We start from the raw sequence: 16,141 nt of genomic DNA on the forward strand, positions 1-16,141 counted from the left end.
CCGGCGGCCCCTCGGCCCGCCACCAGGCTGCCGCGGCGGCGCCCTCGCCGCACCCCCCCCCCCCCCCCCCCGCCGGCCCCGCCCCGGCCCCAGGGCGGCGAGCGAGAGCAGCATTCACGGGCGGGGAATCTGCTGGCGCAGATTCCCCGCCCGTCACGCCAGCGCCTCCATCGCCGCACCGATCAGGGCCCGGGCCTGCTCACCGTGGACGGCCTGGTCGGCCAGCTCGCCGAAGGCCTGGGCGTAGAGGGCGATCTCGCTGGGCTGGGTGATGGTGAGGTAGCCGGAGACCAGTTCCACGTTGACCTGGGCGGTGTCATAGATCCAGAAACCCTCGACCGGCATCCGGGAACGGCCCGGCCCCATGGGGACGATGCCGAGACTGACCTGGGGCAGCGCGCCCACGGTCAGCAGGTGCGCCAGTTGCTCGCGCTGAACATCCCGGCTGCCGGGGCCCGACCGTAGGACGGACTCCTCCAGGAGAACGGCGAACCGCCGGTCACCTTCGCGGAGGATCCGCTGCCGCTCCATCCGGACTTCCACGGCGGCGTCCACATCGTCCACCACGACCCGGCGCCGCTGCACGGCCCGCAGCACCGCTTCGGTGTAAGCCCGGGTCTGGAGCAATCCGGTCACCAGCCACGACGAATACGCCCGGAAGCGGCGCGTGCGTTCGTAGCGCGGCAGGACAGACTCCTGTACACGCTTCAAACCGTCACGCTCGATGCGGCGCCATTCGACGAACATGCCCTCGACAGCGCGCAACGAGGCAATGAGATCCGAGGCCTGGTCATCGGCTCCGGAAACCCGACACCAAGCCAGAAGATCTGCCGGTGAAGGCACCGTCCGTGCATTCTCGATTCGGGACGTCTTGGACGGATGCCAGCCACAGAGCTGCGCGAGCTCCCGCCCGGTGATCCCCGCCTCCCGCCGGATCTCGCCGAGCCGATCGGCGAGATCCCGGCGCGCCCGCTGAACGCTTGACGATGCTGACAGAGTCATGGATCAGGTCGGCCGGTACTCCGAGTGGGGGACGGCGCGCAGCCAGACGGATTCGAATGCCCTGGCGTACAGCTCTACCAGAGCCGGATCCGTGCAGACCTCCATGCCCGAGCCGGCCCACTGCCCATCACCACTGAAGTGATGGAGGATCAGCGTCTCGCTGTCCACTACCCAGCAGTCCAGAGCGGGCAACAACAGATCACGCGCTGTCGATCGGGGCAGCCAGCGCACCTGCTCACCTGCTGCGACATTCGTGAACGTGCCGTCGTACTCGTACTGGATGTAGTCACTGACAGGCTCCGACACGACGCGGGCCCGCCGCATCGAAACGCCTCGTCCGGTCGTCTCGGCCACGACATCGAGCCATGGCCGCCACCAGGATTCACGATCCTCCGGATCTTCCCGGTGCCCTCCCTGCCAGGAGATGAACGCCGGGTCGTCACGCATGTAGCTGTCACGCATCTCAAGGTGCACGGCCGACCGCCGGGCCTTGGCGAGCGCCTCACGAACCGCAGTGGCCACCGTTGACCTCGCCATCGACTCGGGGGATGAACTGAAGCATGTTGGCGGGGAGCCTGATCACCGTCTCGTGATCGGGAACGTCCGTTGAGTGCCCAGGGATCGACCCGATCTCCTGGCAGCGCCTGATGGTCTCCTCGTCTGCTTTCCACGATTGAATGACCAGGTCACCGCTGGTCTCATCGAGCCAGATGGTCGGAGATCCGTCGTCCGGGGTGTTGGGGTAGATCCCGAGGAACTTGAGCGGCATTCCTGTCCCCCTCTGTGTCGAGTGAGTCGCTTCTGCCGCAAGGGTTCACCGCCCGTCGATCCTGGGTCAAGGCCACGACCCGGCGCACCGGAGTGAGGCCCGGCGCGGGGGCGCATCAGTGCAATTCGCCGCAACTCTGTTGGAGACAAAGGAGATCGCTACCTACGGTGGCGATGGCTCGACGTATCGAGCCATCGCCACCATGCGAGAGGGGTCTTCATGACCGCCCCCGGAGATCGCCCGAAGCCCCCAGAGCGTCCGCCCGGTCCGATGCCGCCGGACGGCCGGGGTCGCGCGGTCTGATTCACCTCAACCACCCTCAGCAGCAGAGGAGAAGGACCATGGCATGGGGAACCGGCAAGGGCGGCAGCTCCGGCGGAGGCAGCGGCCCCAACGACGGCGGGCAGGGCAGGCACGCCGGCAACAAGGACCCGGGCAAGGCTGCGCCGAATCCTGACACCGACAAGGCCAAGCCGGAGCCGAAGCACAAGTGACCCAGAACCAGCAGGAAGAGGAGCAGGCCGCCATTCGCGGCCTGCTCCTCTCCGTACGTGACGAGCTCGGTCACGAGGTCGCCGCCGAATGGCGGGCGGCGGCACTCGCCCTTCCGCGACACCGCTTCCTTCCCGATCTGATCTGGCTCCGGGACGGTCGGGGCCGCTATCGAGCTTGTGATCGCCGGACAGATCCCGCAGCTTGGTTCACCGCGGCCTACACCGACGAGGCAGTGGTGACACAGATCAATGACGGCGCGTCTCCGGCGGAGGGCGACCGGCCGTGGCCGTCGTCCTCCGCCTCTGCGCCGTCTGTGGTCTTCCGCATGCTCGAAGCGCTCGATCTCTCGGCCGGCATGAGAGTCCTGGAGATCGGCACTGGCACCGGCCTCACCTCGGCCTACCTCGCACACCGACTGGGCGATGCCAATGTGGTCACCATCGAGGTGGATTCGGCACTCACGGAGAAGGCCCGGGCAGTGCTGGCGGCGAACTCGGCGAAGCCGACGGTGATCTGCGGAGACGGGCAGGAAGGTTGGCGGCGAGAGGCACCGTACGACCGCGTGGCTGCCACCTGCTCCGTCACTCGTGTACCGGACGCATGGGTCCAGCAGACCAGGCCCGGCGGGGTGATCCTCACGCCGTGGGACAACCCCTGGATCTGCTGGGGCCTGTTGAGGCTCACGGTCAGAGGGGGCGGCACGGCAGAGGGCCGGTTCAGTCCGTACAGCGCCTTTATGACGTTGCGCGACCAGCGGCAGCAGCACCGGATCTACCGTGACGTGGTGCGGGACGAACACGAGCCGAAGGAGTCCTCGACCGGGCTCGACCCCCGGCTCGTGGCTGGGGGTGACTGGGAATCGGACTTCGCCGTCGGCCACCGGCTCGGTGACGTCTGGTATGTCTGGCACGACGATCCCGAGGTGGAGGGAGTGCGGCGGCGACTGTGGCTCGCCACGACGGACTGCACGTCGTGGGCCGCCGTCGACTGGGACGGCAATGAGAACGCCGAGCGGTACACGGTATGGCAGTACGGTTCGCGGCGCCTATGGGAGGAGGCCGAGGCGGCATACCGATGGTGGGGTGACCACGGACGGCCAGGACCGGAGCGATTCGGGCTCACGGTAAGTGGAGAAGGCCACCGGGTCTGGCTGGACGCCCCAGCGAACAGTTGGCCACTGCGCGGTTGAGCGATTTTGTGGGGGCGGGTGGCCTGGTGGCCGCCCGCCCCTCAGTGCTCGCTACTCAGATGAAGTGGTCGAACTCGCCGGCCTTGACCCCGAGGATGAACGCCCGGAGCTTGGCCACGTCGGTCGTGACGACGACATCAGGGTCGTCCGACTCGCGCAGGTGACGCAGGTCGCCGGTGCCGGGGGCCAGTTCGAGGCAGTTGTTCGAGGCATCTCCGCCGCTGAATGACGACTTCTGCCACAGGACTTCTGACATCACAGGCCTTTCAGACTTGGATCAGGTAGAGAAGGTGGTGGAGGAGGCCCCAGGAGTCACGGAAGGCCACCCCACGCCGAGGCTCGGCCGCGCTGACAGCAGGAAGGGCCAGATCCCTCAACTGATCGAACATCTGACGGTAGGCCGCGATGCTCTCCGGGTCACCATAATGCTCGGCACGACCAGGGGCATCAACGATGATCGTGGAAAGGTCGATGCAGGCAGGCTCGCAGAACAGGAACGAGTTGGGACTCGGCGGCTTCTCAGCCGCCGTGAACGGCATCACCTGCACGGTGATGTTCGGGCGCTCTGCCATGTCGAGCACATGAAGCAACTGGGCCCTCATGACTGCATCGCCGGGGAAGCGCATTCGCAGTGCGGCCTCATGAATGACGAAGTGGAACTCCCTGTCCTCCTCAAGGACTCGTTGGCGGTCCATTCGGAACTGGACCGCGTCCGCATTGCTCCACTTCCCGTCACCGTAGGGACCTCCGAAGATCGCCTCGGCATAGGCCTGAAGTTGAAGTGGCCCCGGGATGTAGAGCATCTCGTAGTTGGCCAGTCGCACGGACCGGTCCTCGGCCTCCGCCAGGTCCAGAGCAAGCGGAGGCACCTTGCCCTCGTACTCGCTCCACCAGCCCTTGCCCGTGCTCCGGCCCATCTCCGCAAGCGTGGACCTGTACGCGACATCGGTGCAGCCGTAGGCGTCGAGCCAGACTTCGAGTCGCTCCGCGTTCAGGGTGATCCGACCGGCCTCGGTGTGGCTCACCGCCGGGCCGCCCATCCCCACCAGTGCTCCGGCCTCCGCTGCTGACAACCCTGCTGCCATGCGCAGCCGTTGCAGCTCTTCGCCGAATCGGCGCTGCCGCTGGCTGATCGGCCCCTTGTATCCCACGGCTGTCCTTCCCTGTCTGCGCAGTCTCGCGCACAACCCACCTACGACGCCACCAAGGAGTGACGCAACCCTGAGACCCGACGAATGGCTTGCAAGTCTGCCATCGATCCCCCTACTCTCAGTGTTGCACCGATCACACGGCGGAGCGTCAGTAATGCCCTGTCCGGGCGCCGCAGAGCAGCCGTCACAGCCTGGCTCACGGTCTCGCCTCCGTCGCGAACTCCCTCTCCTCTCCCGGAGGTTCTTCGTGCGTGCCCTCAACCCTCCCGACTGGTCCGCCGCCCGGCACGAACTGCGTGCGGCCCTCGCCTCCTCCGGGTGGCCGCCGGACCCCATCGCCGACGCCGAACTCGCCCTCCACGAGCTCTTCGTCAACGCCTGGCGCCACGCGGGCAGCCAGGCGCCCCTCGTGGTCGTCGTCCTCGCGAACCGCACCCTCCGGGTCTCGGTCGCCGACGACAGCCCCACCCTCCCCGAGCAGCGCACCTCCGCCGATCCCTACGAACTCTCGGGCCGCGGCATCCACTTGGTCCGCTCCCTCACCCACCGCTTCGGCGCCGACGCCCGCAAGGACGGCAAGGTCGTCTGGTTCGAGCTGGACGCCGCCGCATGACCCGCCACGCCCCGGTCGCACCGGACGACCCCCGGATGCGCGACTACACCGAACCCCAGGTCACCGCACTGCTCGCCGAACTCCACGAGCACGGGCGCCCGTTCGGCATCGCCTGGGGCTCGGCCGCCACCAACGGCAGCGTCGACGGCCGCGTCCTCATCGGCTTCGGCAACGCCCCCGTCGCCACCCTCCTCAACCTCCTCGGCCTCCTGCGCGCCGCCGCGAGCGCCGCCGAACGGGGTGACCCGTGGGCGTCCTGATCCCGCTCCTCACCCAGGCGATCCACACCGAGCGCACCACCGTCGCCTACCTCGCCGTGGAGACCGTTCCCGACGCCGCGCTCCAACTCCGCGTCGCCGTCGACCTCGACGTCAACACCGGCCCCGGCGAGCACCTCGCCCTCCCGCTCACCCGCGACCAGGCCGACGAACTGCTCCACGCACTCGCCGCCCGTCTCGGCCGCCGCGTCATCGGCGTCCGGCGGTGAGGGCCGGCGGCACCGCCGACTTCCTCGTCGCCACCGCCTTCGTGCTCCTCCTCGCCCTCGCGCTCCTCACCGTCGTGCTCGGCGTGATCACCGCGCTGAGCGTGAACCGGCGCACCGGGGACGACTCCGAACGCGAGCGGCTGCCCCGCTGACCCACCCCGCCCGGCGGCTGCCGCCCCAGCCGCCGCGGCCCCCACACGCAGGAAGTCGGCCCGTCCGACTTTCCACTCTATTGCAGAGTTGCCACCTCATCCGGGCAAGCGGAAGGCAGGGCCCCCTGGATAAGAAGGCCCTGCCCGACAACCGCACCCCACGCCGGCTCAGCGCACGCGGCGCACCCACAGCGCGCAGAAGACCAGCAGCGCCGCCGTGGCCAGCAGGCTCAGCCCGGTCTGCGTCCAGTGCATCATCCACTCGTCGGCCGGCGGGTGGTAGAGCGTGTAGGCCCGGTCGATGACGTCGTAGTGGGCCTTGCAGGCATCGGTGGGGCAGACGGCCGTCCCGTCCGGCAGGGTGCCGATCCAGTCGCTGTCGGTCGGGATCCGCAGGCCGTCACGCGTCAGGAGACCGTTCTCCACGATGTGCGATTCGAGCGGCGAGGACGTCGACACCCGACCGCTCTGGACCACGGACATCCGGTCGACCGCATCGGGCGAGGCCATCCGGATGCTCGCCAACGCCTCCCGCGCCGGCGTCAGCAGGTACCGCCCGGAGTCCACCGCGAACCGTACGGCGACGGTCAGCACCGCCGTGACCACGATCGAGGCCACCACCCGCCGCACCACCAGTCCGACGGCGGCCCCGAGCGCGACGGAGAGCAGGCAGGACGCGACCAGCGACGGCCCGGAGGCACTGCGGCTCATCCAGCTGAACCAGTGGTACAGGCCGGGGAGGGCGAACCGCCCCTCGACCTGGTGGACGAACCGGGTCGAGACGACCGCGAGCAGGCTCGACCCCACCAGGGTCAGGAGCAGCGGCACGCCCAGCCGGGCCGCCAGCCAGCGCTGCCGCGACACGGACTGCGTCCAGGCCAGCGCGTACGTCCCGGTCTCGAACTCCCGTGCCAGCAAGGGCGCCGCGTAGAAGAGACCGAAGGCGATCGGCAGGATCACCAGCAGCCAGCCGGTGATCATCACGGCGATGCCCCAGTGCGCGTCCAGTGCGATCGCCTGGCTGCCCTCGCACTCCGCCGGGAAGTAGACGACGTTGCAGCCCTGGAGATGCCATTCGGCTATCTGGTCGGCGATCCGGCTGTGCAGGTAGACCATCCAGCCGCAGAGCAGCACCAGGACGGAGCCGGCGATCAGGAGCGGCGTGCGGTCCTGGCGCAGGCCCAGCCAGGTGGTGCCGCTCAGCAGGCGACGCCCGGACGGGCGGCTCCGCGGCATGGTGGCGAGGTCGGCGGTGCTCATCGGGCCACCACCTCCTCGCGCCCGGCGGTGTGCGCGCCGGCCTCGACCGGGGGCCGGCCCTGCGGGGCGGCGGTACGCAGATAGGCGATCAGAATCTCCTCCAGGTTCGGCCGGCTGACGTCCCAGCGCGGGTCGATCTCTCCGTGGGGCCTGAGCAGCGCGGTCGCCTGGCGGCCGGTGCGGCGCAGCTCGACGATCTCGTGGCGCGCCAGCTCGGCCGGGGTGCCGTCGGTGCCCTCGGTGGCGCCGACCACCAGGCGGTGGTCGTCCAGCAGGTCGTCGACGTCACCGCTGAGCCGGATCCGCCCGTCGCGCAGCACGGTGACGTGGTCGCAGACGCCGTCCAGCTCGGCGAGGACGTGCGAGGAGATGAGGATGGTCGTCCCGTGCTCCGCCGCCTCGGCCATCAGGATGCCGGTGAGCTCCTGGCGGGCCACCGGGTCGACGTCGGCGAGCGGCTCGTCGAGCATCAGCAGGTCGGGGCGCTTGCCGAGGACGAGCGCGAGGGCGACCCGGGTCCGCTGGCCGGCGGTGAGCGTGCCCACCCTGGCGTTCTGCGGGAGGTCGCCCAGCCGGACGATCCGCTCCGCGATCTCCTGGTCCCAGCCCGGGTTGAGCTCCCGGCCGGCGCGCAGGGTCTCCGCGACGGTGAACCGCGGGTAGAGCGGCTTGTCCTGCCGCAGGTAGGCGGTGCGCCGCAGGGCGGCGGCCCCGCCCGGGCCGGTCCCGAACACCGCGACCGTTCCCTCGGTCGGCGTGAGGAGTCCGGCGGCGAGCGCCATCAGGGTGCTCTTGCCGGCGCCGTTCGGGCCGACGAGCGCGCAGACGCGGCCGGCCGGGAGCCGGAGTTCGCAGTCGCGCAGGGCCCAGCGCGATCGGTACTTCAGGCCGAGGCCGGTCGCCTCCAGGGCGGGGACGTCCTCGGTGGGTCGGTGCTCTGCTGCGGGGTGGTTCACCCGGACTCCTCGGGGGCCTCGGTGCTGGTGGGGTAGGCGCGGTCGAGAGCGGTGTCGACGAGCGCGGCGACGTCCTCGCGTTCCAGGCCCGCGTCCCGCGCCCGGGCGATCCACCCGGCGAGGTCGGCGCGCAGGGCCGAGTCCTCGACGGCCGGCGGTTTGGCGAGGGACTTCCGGACGAAGGTCCCGACTCCCCTCCGGCTCTCGACCAGGCCTTCGCGTTCGAGCTCGCGGTAGGCCTTGAGCACGGTGTTCGGATTGATCGCCGTCGCCTCCACCACCTCGCGGGCGGTGGGGAGTTGGTCACCGGGCTGGAGCACTCCGAGCCGCAGTGCCCGCTTCGTCTGCTCGATGATCTGCAGATACGGCGAGAGGCCGCCGCGACGGTCGATGAGGTACTCGACGATGACATCCACCTTTCCACTAGTTAACTAGTGGAATAGTGCACCCGAGATGATCGGCCGTCAACTCCGGACTCAGCCGTCGCCTCCACGGGGGCCGCCCCCGGCCGCCCGCACCGGAAGTCGGCCCGTGCGACTTCCCACTCCTGCGCAGGCGAACCTCCGGGGCACCCCCGAGACAAACCCCGAGGTCGGGTCCTCCTCACCGGGGACAAAGGCCAGGGTCGGGATCGCCGCCGAGGCTGAGGATCCGGGGGCGGAGGCGGCGGAGTATGGACGTACGCCCTCCGGAGAGCCCGGACCGGGCGCCAGGAACACGGAGACCGCCATGAGCCGCCTCGCCCGCCCCCGCCACAACCGCGTCATCGCCGGCGTCTGCGCCGGGATCGCCGAGCGCTTCGGCCTGACCCCGTGGACCGTCCGGATCATCTTCCTCGCGTCCTGCCTGCTCCCCGGCCCGCAGTTCCTGATCTACCTGGCGCTCTGGCTGCTCCTCCCCCAGGAGCCGTGAGCCACGGCGCCCCCGCGCCCCCGCGCCCCCGCGCCCCTGGCGCCCAGCACCCACGCACCCCCACGCACCCACGCACCCACGCACCCACGCACCCACGCACCCACGCACCTGGGTCCGAACGCCGAAACGGGCCGCCCGCGCCCCGGGATCACCGGGGTGCGGGCGGCCCGTCGGCCGTGGCGGGAGCGTCAGCCGCCGAGGCCGGGCAGCGGGAGGGCCTGGGTCAGGCCACCGACCGGGGTGCTGCCGAGGCCCGGGATGCTCGGCACGCCGGCGCGGGGGGTGGCGTCCGCGGCCGGGGCCATCGCCTGGCCGGCGCTCGGGGTCAGGGTGCCGAGGGTGCCGGCGACCTTGTCACCGCCGGGCAGCTTGCTCGCGGTGTCGGTGACCGCGCCGGTCACGGCGGGGTTGGTCACGGCGCCGGTGGGAAGCCCGAGGCCACCCGGGGCGACCGGGTCGGCGGACGCGCTGCCGGCGCCGACCGCCGCGATGGCGAGCCCGAGCACGGCGGTGCCGGCGGCCTTGAGAGTGGCCTGCTTCATGTTCGTCCCCTTGGATCCTCGTCGGTGGCCGACATTCACGGCGGGGTGGCGGGTTCCGCCACCTCCGCCGGTCGGCGTTGACTGCCACACCGTAGTGATCGGATCGCACGGGGACCAAAGGCCGTTAACCCACACGAGTGGGTAGTCAGATGAACGCCAACACCCAGGGGTGACCAGGGCGTTCACCCGACCGACCGCACCGCCTCAGGAGGTCGCGCTGAACAGCCACTCCGCCTTGAGCTCGGCGTAGCCCGGCTTGATCACGTCGTTGATCATCGCCAGCCGCTCGTCGAACGGCAGGAACGCCGACTTCATCGCATTCACGGTGAACCACTCCATGTCGCCCAGCGTGTAGCCGAACGCCTCCACCAGGTGCCCGAACTCGCGGCTCATGCTGGTGCCGCTCATCAGCCGGTTGTCGGTGTTGACCGTGACCCGGAACTTCAGCCGGCTCAGCAACCCGATCGGGTGCTCGGCGTACGACGTGGCGGCCGCCGTCTGCAGGTTGGAGGTCGGGCACATCTCCAGCGGGACGCGCTTGTCGCGCACGTACGCGGCCAGCCGGCCCAGCTCGACGCTGCCGTCCTCGTTCACCGTGATGTCGTCGACGATCCGCACGCCGTGGCCGAGCCGGTCGGCGCCGCAGCACTGCAGGGCCTCCCAGATCGACGGCAGGCCGAAGGCCTCGCCCGCGTGGATGGTGAAGTGGTTGTTCTCGCCCTTGAGGTAGTCGAAGGCGGCCTGGTGGCGGGTGGGGGGGTACCCCGCCTCGGCGCCGGCGATGTCGAAGCCGACCACGCCGCGGTCGCGGTGGCGGTTGGCCAGCTCGGCGATCTCCGAGGAGCGGGCCGCGTGCCGCATCGCGGTGATCAGGGTGCCGACGCGGATCCGGTGACCGGCCGCGCGGGCGTTCGCCTCGCCGAGGCGGAAGCCCTCGTTGACGGCGTCGACGACCTCGTCGAGGGTGAGGCCGGCCTCCAGGTGCTGCTCGGGGGCGTAGCGGACCTCGGCGTACACGACGCCGTCGGCGGCCAGGTCCTCGGCGCAGTCCGCGGCGACCTTGATCAGGGCCTCGCGGGTCTGCATCACGGCACAGGTGTGCGCGAAGGTCTCCAGGTAGCGGACCAGCGAGCCGGAGTCGGCGGCCTCGCGGAACCACTCGCCGAGTTCCTTCGGGTCGGTGGTGGGGAGGCCCTCGTAGCCGACCGCGGCGGCCAGCTCGACGATGGTCTCGGGCCGCAGCCCGCCGTCGAGGTGGTCGTGCAGGAGCACCTTCGGGGCGCGGGCGATCTGGTCGGGGGTGGGGATCCGGGGGCCGGTGCCCGCGGTGGTGACAGGGGTCTGGTTCTCCATTGCGGGAGTGTAGCTCCTACGCGCGTAGACAGGCCACACCCGCGCGGCCGGTTCGGCCAATGTGCACCGGGAATTCCTCCGAAGGGCCGAGCGCGGCGCCCGGGCGCGCGGCGCGCCGGGTCAGTCGTGCTGCAGCAGCCGCCCCCGGCGGGCCAGCACGAAGTCGCGGAACGCCGCCACCGGCGGGGTCGGCGGCCGGCCCGCCGCCCAGGCCAGGCCGATCGCCCGCCGGGTGCGCGGCGCCGTCACCTCCAGCTCGACCACCCCCGGCCGGGGCACCAGCGCGGGCGGCAGCAGCGCCACCCCGAGCCCGGCCGCGACCAGGCCGCGCAGCGTCTCGGCGTCCTCGCCCTCGAAGGCGAGCCGCGGCACGAACCCGGCCTCGGCGCAGAAGCCGTCGGTGATCGCGCGCAGCCCGTAGCCGCGCTCCAGCCCGACGAACGGGTCCCGGGCCACCTCGGCCAGCCGGATCCGGCGCCGCCCGGCCAGCCGGTGGTCGGCCGGCACCGCCAGGTGCAGCCGCTGCTCGTCCAGCGGGCGGGCCACCAGCGCCGGGTCGTCCGGCACCGGCGAGACCAGGCAGAGGTCCAGCTCGCCGGCCAGCAGCCGCTCCAGCATCGCGCCGACGTAGTCCTGCACCAGCTGGAACCGCACCTGCGGGTGCGCCGCCCGGAACCCCCGCAACAGCGCCGGGACCGCGTCCGTCCCCATGGTGTGCAGGAAGCCGAAGACCACCCGCCCGGCCGCCGGGTCCGCCTCCGCCCGGGCCGCCTCCGCACCCCGTTCGACCTCGGCCAGCGCCCGCTCCACCGAGGCGAGCAGCAGCCGGCCGGCCCTGGTCAGCCGGACGGTCCGGCCCTGACGGGCCAGCAGGTCCACGCCCAGCTCGGCCTCCAACCGGGCCACCGCCCGGGACAGCGTCGGCTGCGGCACACCCAGCAGCGCGGCCGCCTGCGTCATGTGCTCCAGCCGGGCCACCGCCGCGAACTGCGCGAGCCGGGGCGCGAGTTGGACGGCCGGCAACTCCGGCCCCAGCTCCGCCGGCCGGTGCGGGCGATCGGCCCCGTCCGTGCTCTCCGCCACTCCCGCGCCATCCTCACCGACTCGACCTGCACTCATACTCCTGCGCATCGATTCTCCCGCATTCATGCATTGGACGCATCAGAGCGGCCGGTCCTAACGTCGACCACATGCAGCCCGCCAGTACCGGGGCGTCCGCGACCGTGCCGGATGCCCTCACCAAGCCGTCCCCGCTCGCCACCGACGACGCCCGCCACCGCCCCGGGCAGCGCGCCTTCCGCCGCGCCAACCTGGCCCTCTTCGCCGCCGGCATCGCGACGTTCGTCCTCCTCTACTCCACCCAGGGCCTGCTGCCGGTCCTCTCGGCCGACCTCGACCTCACCCCCGGCCAGGCCAGCTGGACGGCCTCCGCCGCCACCCTCGGCCTCGCCCTCGCCCTGCTCCCGGCCAGCGCCCTCTCCGACCGGTACGGACGCACCGCGGTGATGACGGCCTCCGTGCTCGCCGCCTCCGCGCTCGCCCTGGCCCTGCCCTTCGCGCCGGACCTCACCACCCTGGTCGTGCTGCGCGTCCTCCAGGGCGCCGCCCTCGCCGGGCTCCCCGCCACCGCGATGGCGTACCTCGCCGAGGAGATCCACCCCAGCGCGCTGGCCTCCGCGATGGGGCTGTACGTGGCGGGCAACAGCATCGGCGGCATGGGCGGGCGGCTGATCTCCGGGTGGACGGCCGCCGGCTTCGGCTGGCGCTGGGGCCTGGCCGCCTCCGCCGCCCTCGCGCTGCTGGCCGCGCTCGCCTTCCGGCTGCTGATCCCGCCCGCCCGCCACTTCACACCCGCCCCGGTGGACGCCCGCGCGCTGGCCCGCACCGTCGGCCGCCACCTGGGCAACCCGCTGCTGGTCCGGCTGTACGCGCTCGGGCTGCTCTTCATGGCGGTGTTCGGCGCGGTCTACAACACCGTCGGCTACCGCCTGATCTCCGCGCCGTTCCACCTGCCGGAGTCGGTGGCGGCCTCGATCTTCGTCGTCTACCTGGTCGGCACCGGCACCTCGGCCGCCGCCGGACGGCTCTCCGGCCGACTCGGCCGACGCGGCGCGCTGTACGTGGCGATCGGCGTGACCACCGCCGGCCTGCTGCTCTCGCTCGCCGACTCGCTGCTCTGCGCGCTGCTCGGCCTGGTGCTGATCACCGCCGGCTTCTTCGCCGGCCACGCCACCGCGTCCTCCGCCGTCGGCCGCACCGCCACCGAGGGCCGCGCCCAGGCCTCCGCGCTGTACCTGATCGCCTACTACCTGGGCAACAGCCTCGGCGGCACCATCGGCGCCGACGCCTACCACTCCACCGGCTGGCCCGGCGCGGCCGCCGTCGGCCTCACCGCGATGACCCTCGCCGCCGGCGTCACCCTCTACGCCACCCGCCGCGCCCACACCACCCGCCGTGCGGCCGTCCCGGCGGGGCGCTGACGACCGGCTTCTCCCCGGCGGATACCTGACACAGGGTGTCGGGTATCCGCCGTAGCTTCCTCTCGTCGCCCAGCCCGATCGAGCCTTCGACCGATCGACCGATCCGCCCAGAGGAAGAAGACGCCATGGCCAGCTACGTACTCGTCCCCGGCATGCTGCACGGCGCCTGGTGGTACCGGCCGCTCACCGAGGGGCTCCGCGCCGCCGGGCACGAGGTGTACCCGGTGACGCTGACCGGCGTCTCCGAGCGGGGGCACCTGAACAACGCGGTGGTCGACCTGGACACCCACGTCCAGGACGTGGTCGGGCTGCTGGAGGCGGAGCGGCTCACCGACGTGGTGCTGGTCGGGCACAGCTACGGCGGGATGGTCCTCTCCGGGGTCGCCGACCGGGTGCCGGAGCGGGTCGGGGCGCTGGTGTACGCGGACGCCTTCGTCCCCCGCGACGGCGAGTCGGCCTACCGGATCGTCAACGAGGTCTGGAAGCAGCGCTACCTGGCCGGCGCCGCGGCGGGCGGCGGTGTCACCGTGGTCGGCTCGAACCCCGCCCTCGACCCGCGCGCCACCGTCCACCCGGTGGCCAGCCTCCTCCAGCCGATCGCCCTCACCGGCGCGGCCGACGCCGTCACCCGCCGGGTCTACATCCACGCCGAGCGCTTCGAGGACAGCCCGCTGCTGGAGACCTTCGACCGCCTGCGCGACGACCCGGCCTGGACCGTGCACACCCTCCCGGTCGGCCACGACCTGATCCACGAGGCCCCCGAGGAGTTCCTGAAGATCGCCCTCACGGCGGCCTCCTGACCGCCGTGAGGGCGTCGGCGGTCGCCGATACACTCCGGACTATGAGCATCGATCCTGCTGCGTACGCCCGGTTGCGCGAGATCGCCGATCAGCTACCGCAGATTCCCGGCATAGGGAAGGTCGAGATCGCCGACGGCGAGATCGTCATGATGATGTCGCCGGTCATGCGGCACGAGCTCGCCGTTCTGCGCATCGCCCGGCAGCTCAATGCCCAGGTGCCGAACACGCACCCCGGCCACATCGCCTACCACGGAGCCGACCTGGAGGACGTCGGGCTCGGCCGGCTGCGCAATCCGGATCTGATGGTCTTCCCCGAGGCTCTGCTGGAGAGCGAGCAGTCCGCGGTTCTCCCGCACGACGTGCTGCTCGTCGTGGAGATCGTCTCCAAGTCGAACCCCGAGAACGACTACCGCGACAAGGTCCGCGACTACTCGGCGATGGGAATCCCGTTCTATCTGATCATCGATCCGCGCACGGGCACAGGCATCGTGCACTCGGAACCCGGCTACGACTCCTGCGAGAAGTTCGCCTTCGGCGACACGATCACCGTCGGTCCCTGGATCATCGACACCAGCGGTCTGCTCACGTACGCCTGACCCGGCGCACGTGAGCGGACCTCAGGCCGTCACGCGATGCGGTCCAGCACGATCGGGTTCGGGGTGAACGCGGTGCCCGCCGGGGCGACCTCGATGCCGCCGGCCAGCGCCTCGATCGCGTACTCGTAGCGCTCGGGGGTGTCGGTGTGCAGGGTCAGCAGCGGCTGCCCGGCCACCACGGTGTCGCCGGGCTTGGCGTGCATCTCGACGCCGGCGCCGGCCTGCACCGGGTCCTCCTTGCGGGCCCGGCCGGCGCCCAGGCGCCAGGCGCAGACGCCCACCGCGTAGGCGTCCAGGGCGGTGAGCACGCCCGAGGCCGGGGCCGGGATGACGTGCTGCTCGCGGGCGACCGGCAGCGGGGCGTCGACGTCGCCGCCCTGGGCGGAGATCATGCGGCGCCAGTGGTCCATCGCGGAGCCGTCGCGCAGCGCGTCGGCCGGGTCCTTGCCGTGCACGCCGGCCGCGGCGAGCATCTCGCGGGCCAGCGCGAGGGTGAGCTCGACGACGTCGGCCGGGCCGCCGCCGGCCAGCACCTCGACCGACTCGCGGACCTCCAGCGCGTTGCCGGCGGTGAGGCCGAGCGGGGTCGACATGTCGGTCAGCAGCGCGACGGTGTTGACGCCGGCCGCGGTGCCCAGGCCGACCATGGTGCGGGCCAGCTCGCGGGCGTTGTCCAGGTTCTTCATGAAGGCGCCGGAGCCGACCTTCACGTCCAGGACGAGGGCGCCGGTGCCCTCGGCGATCTTCTTGGACATGATCGAGGAGGCGATCAGCGGGATGGCCTCGACGGTGCCGGTGACGTCGCGCAGCGCGTACAGCTTCTTGTCGGCGGGGGCCAGACCGTCACCGGCGGCGCAGATGACGGCGCCGGCGTCGTGCAGCACCTTCATCATCTCGTCGTTGGAGAGCAGGGCGCGCCAGCCGGGGATCGACTCCAGCTTGTCCAGGGTGCCGCCGGTGTGGCCGAGGCCGCGGCCGGAGAGCTGCGGGACGGCGGCGCCGCAGGCGGCGACCAGCGGGGCGAGCGGCAGGGTGATCTTGTCGCCGACGCCACCGGTGGAGTGCTTGTCGCTGGTGGGCTGCGCGAGGGAGGAGAAGTCCATCCGGACGCCGGAGCGGATCATCGCGTCGGTCCAGCGGCTGATCTCGCGCGGGTTCATGCCGTTCAGCAGGATCGCCATGGCGAGGGCGGACATCTGCTCGTCGGCGACGTCGCCGCGGGTGTAGGCGTCGATGACCCAGTCGATCTGAGCGTCGCTCAGCTCTCCGCGGTCGCGCTTGGTCCTGATGACGGAGATGGCGTCCATGGCTGCTCCAAGAGGGGTTCAAAATGCGAAGAGTGTCGCGAGCTGGCCGGATTGCGGCCCCACTCGCGACACTCTAC

General features: G+C 71.5%; 22 protein-coding genes. 10 read left to right on the forward strand and 12 right to left on the reverse strand.

From position 1 onward, the window contains the following. Positions 1–153: 153 nt before the first annotated feature. From ABT263_RS17230 to ABT263_RS17240, 3 genes are read right to left on the reverse strand one after another with little or no spacing between them, the layout of a single operon-like run. Positions 154–1,002 (reverse strand): helix-turn-helix domain-containing protein, encoded by an 849-nt coding sequence (locus tag ABT263_RS17230; protein WP_352291233.1) that lies wholly within the window; start codon positions 1,000–1,002, stop codon positions 154–156. 3 nt (positions 1,003–1,005) lie between these two features. After that, positions 1,006–1,524, reverse strand: a complete 519-nt coding sequence (locus ABT263_RS17235) for a DUF6879 family protein (RefSeq protein WP_352291234.1) — start codon at positions 1,522–1,524, stop codon at positions 1,006–1,008. Continuing rightward, positions 1,505–1,771 carry a hypothetical protein gene (locus tag ABT263_RS17240; protein ID WP_352291235.1) on the reverse strand — a complete coding sequence of 89 codons (267 nt, stop codon included), beginning with the start codon at positions 1,769–1,771 and terminating at the stop codon, positions 1,505–1,507. The genes ABT263_RS17235 and ABT263_RS17240 overlap by 20 nt, the downstream gene beginning before the upstream one ends. A gap of 341 nt (positions 1,772–2,112) precedes the next feature. Between ABT263_RS17240 and ABT263_RS17245 the strand changes: the two genes are divergently transcribed. Both ABT263_RS17245 and ABT263_RS17250 read left to right on the forward strand, forming a co-directional pair. After that, positions 2,113–2,265, forward strand: coding sequence for a hypothetical protein (locus ABT263_RS17245; RefSeq protein ID WP_352291236.1), 153 nt, complete (start codon positions 2,113–2,115; stop codon positions 2,263–2,265). Further along, positions 2,262–3,455: a methyltransferase domain-containing protein gene (locus ABT263_RS17250; RefSeq protein ID WP_352291237.1), complete on the forward strand. Its 1,194-nt coding sequence runs from the start codon at positions 2,262–2,264 to the stop codon at positions 3,453–3,455. Before ABT263_RS17245 ends, ABT263_RS17250 begins: the two co-directional genes overlap by 4 nt. Before the next feature lie 55 nt (positions 3,456–3,510). Here the strand turns inward: ABT263_RS17250 and ABT263_RS17255 are convergent, their stop codons facing one another. After that, on the reverse strand, positions 3,511–3,711 hold the full coding sequence (locus ABT263_RS17255; RefSeq protein ID WP_352291238.1) for a DUF397 domain-containing protein: 201 nt from the start codon (positions 3,709–3,711) through the stop codon (positions 3,511–3,513). A gap of 10 nt (positions 3,712–3,721) precedes the next feature. Further along, a complete protein-coding gene (locus tag ABT263_RS17260) occupies positions 3,722–4,606 on the reverse strand; it encodes a helix-turn-helix domain-containing protein (protein WP_352291239.1) in 885 nt (294 codons plus the stop codon). Positions 4,607–4,853: 247 nt separating this feature from the next. Here ABT263_RS17260 and ABT263_RS17265 point away from each other — a divergent pair, with 247 nt between their 5' ends. From ABT263_RS17265 to ABT263_RS17280, 4 genes are read left to right on the forward strand one after another with little or no spacing between them, the layout of a single operon-like run. Further along, complete coding sequence (locus ABT263_RS17265; protein ID WP_352291240.1) at positions 4,854–5,219, forward strand: ATP-binding protein; 366 nt, start codon at positions 4,854–4,856, stop codon at positions 5,217–5,219. Continuing rightward, entirely contained in the window at positions 5,216–5,479 is a 264-nt protein-coding gene (locus ABT263_RS17270) for a hypothetical protein (protein ID WP_352291241.1), read from the forward strand. Before ABT263_RS17265 ends, ABT263_RS17270 begins: the two co-directional genes overlap by 4 nt. Further along, entirely contained in the window at positions 5,467–5,706 is a 240-nt protein-coding gene (locus ABT263_RS17275; protein ID WP_352291242.1) for a hypothetical protein, read from the forward strand. Before ABT263_RS17270 ends, ABT263_RS17275 begins: the two co-directional genes overlap by 13 nt. Beyond that, complete coding sequence (locus ABT263_RS17280; protein ID WP_352291243.1) at positions 5,703–5,858, forward strand: hypothetical protein; 156 nt, start codon at positions 5,703–5,705, stop codon at positions 5,856–5,858. The genes ABT263_RS17275 and ABT263_RS17280 overlap by 4 nt, the downstream gene beginning before the upstream one ends. A 168-nt stretch (positions 5,859–6,026) precedes the next feature. Here the strand turns inward: ABT263_RS17280 and ABT263_RS17285 are convergent, their stop codons facing one another. From ABT263_RS17285 to ABT263_RS17295, 3 genes are read right to left on the reverse strand one after another with little or no spacing between them, the layout of a single operon-like run. Next, positions 6,027–7,118: an ABC-2 membrane transporter-related protein gene (locus ABT263_RS17285; RefSeq protein ID WP_352291244.1), complete on the reverse strand. Its 1,092-nt coding sequence runs from the start codon at positions 7,116–7,118 to the stop codon at positions 6,027–6,029. Further along, on the reverse strand, positions 7,115–8,074 hold the full coding sequence (locus tag ABT263_RS17290) for an ABC transporter ATP-binding protein (protein ID WP_352291245.1): 960 nt from the start codon (positions 8,072–8,074) through the stop codon (positions 7,115–7,117). The genes ABT263_RS17285 and ABT263_RS17290 overlap by 4 nt, the downstream gene beginning before the upstream one ends. Then, entirely contained in the window at positions 8,071–8,481 is a 411-nt protein-coding gene (locus ABT263_RS17295) for a GntR family transcriptional regulator (protein ID WP_352291297.1), read from the reverse strand. The genes ABT263_RS17290 and ABT263_RS17295 overlap by 4 nt, the downstream gene beginning before the upstream one ends. 322 nt (positions 8,482–8,803) lie before the next feature. Here ABT263_RS17295 and ABT263_RS17300 point away from each other — a divergent pair, with 322 nt between their 5' ends. Beyond that, positions 8,804–8,986 (forward strand): PspC domain-containing protein, encoded by a 183-nt coding sequence (locus ABT263_RS17300; protein WP_329488007.1) that lies wholly within the window; start codon positions 8,804–8,806, stop codon positions 8,984–8,986. Positions 8,987–9,174: 188 nt separating this feature from the next. Here ABT263_RS17300 and ABT263_RS17305 read toward each other — a convergent pair whose 3' ends face one another. The 3 genes from ABT263_RS17305 to ABT263_RS17315 form a co-directional block, all read right to left on the reverse strand. After that, on the reverse strand, positions 9,175–9,528 hold the full coding sequence (locus tag ABT263_RS17305) for an ATP-binding protein (protein WP_352291246.1): 354 nt from the start codon (positions 9,526–9,528) through the stop codon (positions 9,175–9,177). 204 nt (positions 9,529–9,732) lie between these two features. Beyond that, on the reverse strand, positions 9,733–10,881 hold the full coding sequence (locus ABT263_RS17310; RefSeq protein WP_329488009.1) for an adenosine deaminase: 1,149 nt from the start codon (positions 10,879–10,881) through the stop codon (positions 9,733–9,735). Positions 10,882–11,001: 120 nt separating this feature from the next. Then, positions 11,002–11,916: a LysR family transcriptional regulator gene (locus ABT263_RS17315; RefSeq protein ID WP_352291298.1), complete on the reverse strand. Its 915-nt coding sequence runs from the start codon at positions 11,914–11,916 to the stop codon at positions 11,002–11,004. Between the two features lie 155 nt (positions 11,917–12,071). Here ABT263_RS17315 and ABT263_RS17320 point away from each other — a divergent pair, with 155 nt between their 5' ends. From ABT263_RS17320 to ABT263_RS17330, 3 genes are all read left to right on the forward strand, one after another. Beyond that, positions 12,072–13,361 carry an MFS transporter gene (locus ABT263_RS17320; protein ID WP_352291247.1) on the forward strand — a complete coding sequence of 430 codons (1,290 nt, stop codon included), beginning with the start codon at positions 12,072–12,074 and terminating at the stop codon, positions 13,359–13,361. A 125-nt stretch (positions 13,362–13,486) separates the two neighbouring features. After that, positions 13,487–14,161, forward strand: coding sequence for an alpha/beta fold hydrolase (locus ABT263_RS17325; RefSeq protein WP_352291248.1), 675 nt, complete (start codon positions 13,487–13,489; stop codon positions 14,159–14,161). Positions 14,162–14,202: 41 nt separating this feature from the next. Beyond that, positions 14,203–14,757 carry a Uma2 family endonuclease gene (locus ABT263_RS17330; RefSeq protein WP_352291249.1) on the forward strand — a complete coding sequence of 185 codons (555 nt, stop codon included), beginning with the start codon at positions 14,203–14,205 and terminating at the stop codon, positions 14,755–14,757. Between the two features lie 29 nt (positions 14,758–14,786). Here ABT263_RS17330 and ABT263_RS17335 read toward each other — a convergent pair whose 3' ends face one another. Then, a complete protein-coding gene (locus tag ABT263_RS17335; RefSeq protein WP_329488013.1) occupies positions 14,787–16,064 on the reverse strand; it encodes a thymidine phosphorylase in 1,278 nt (425 codons plus the stop codon). Positions 16,065–16,141: the final 77 nt, after the last annotated feature.

This window comes from Kitasatospora sp. NPDC001603, from assembly GCF_040298365.1.
GTDB lineage: Bacteria > Actinomycetota > Actinomycetes > Streptomycetales > Streptomycetaceae > Kitasatospora.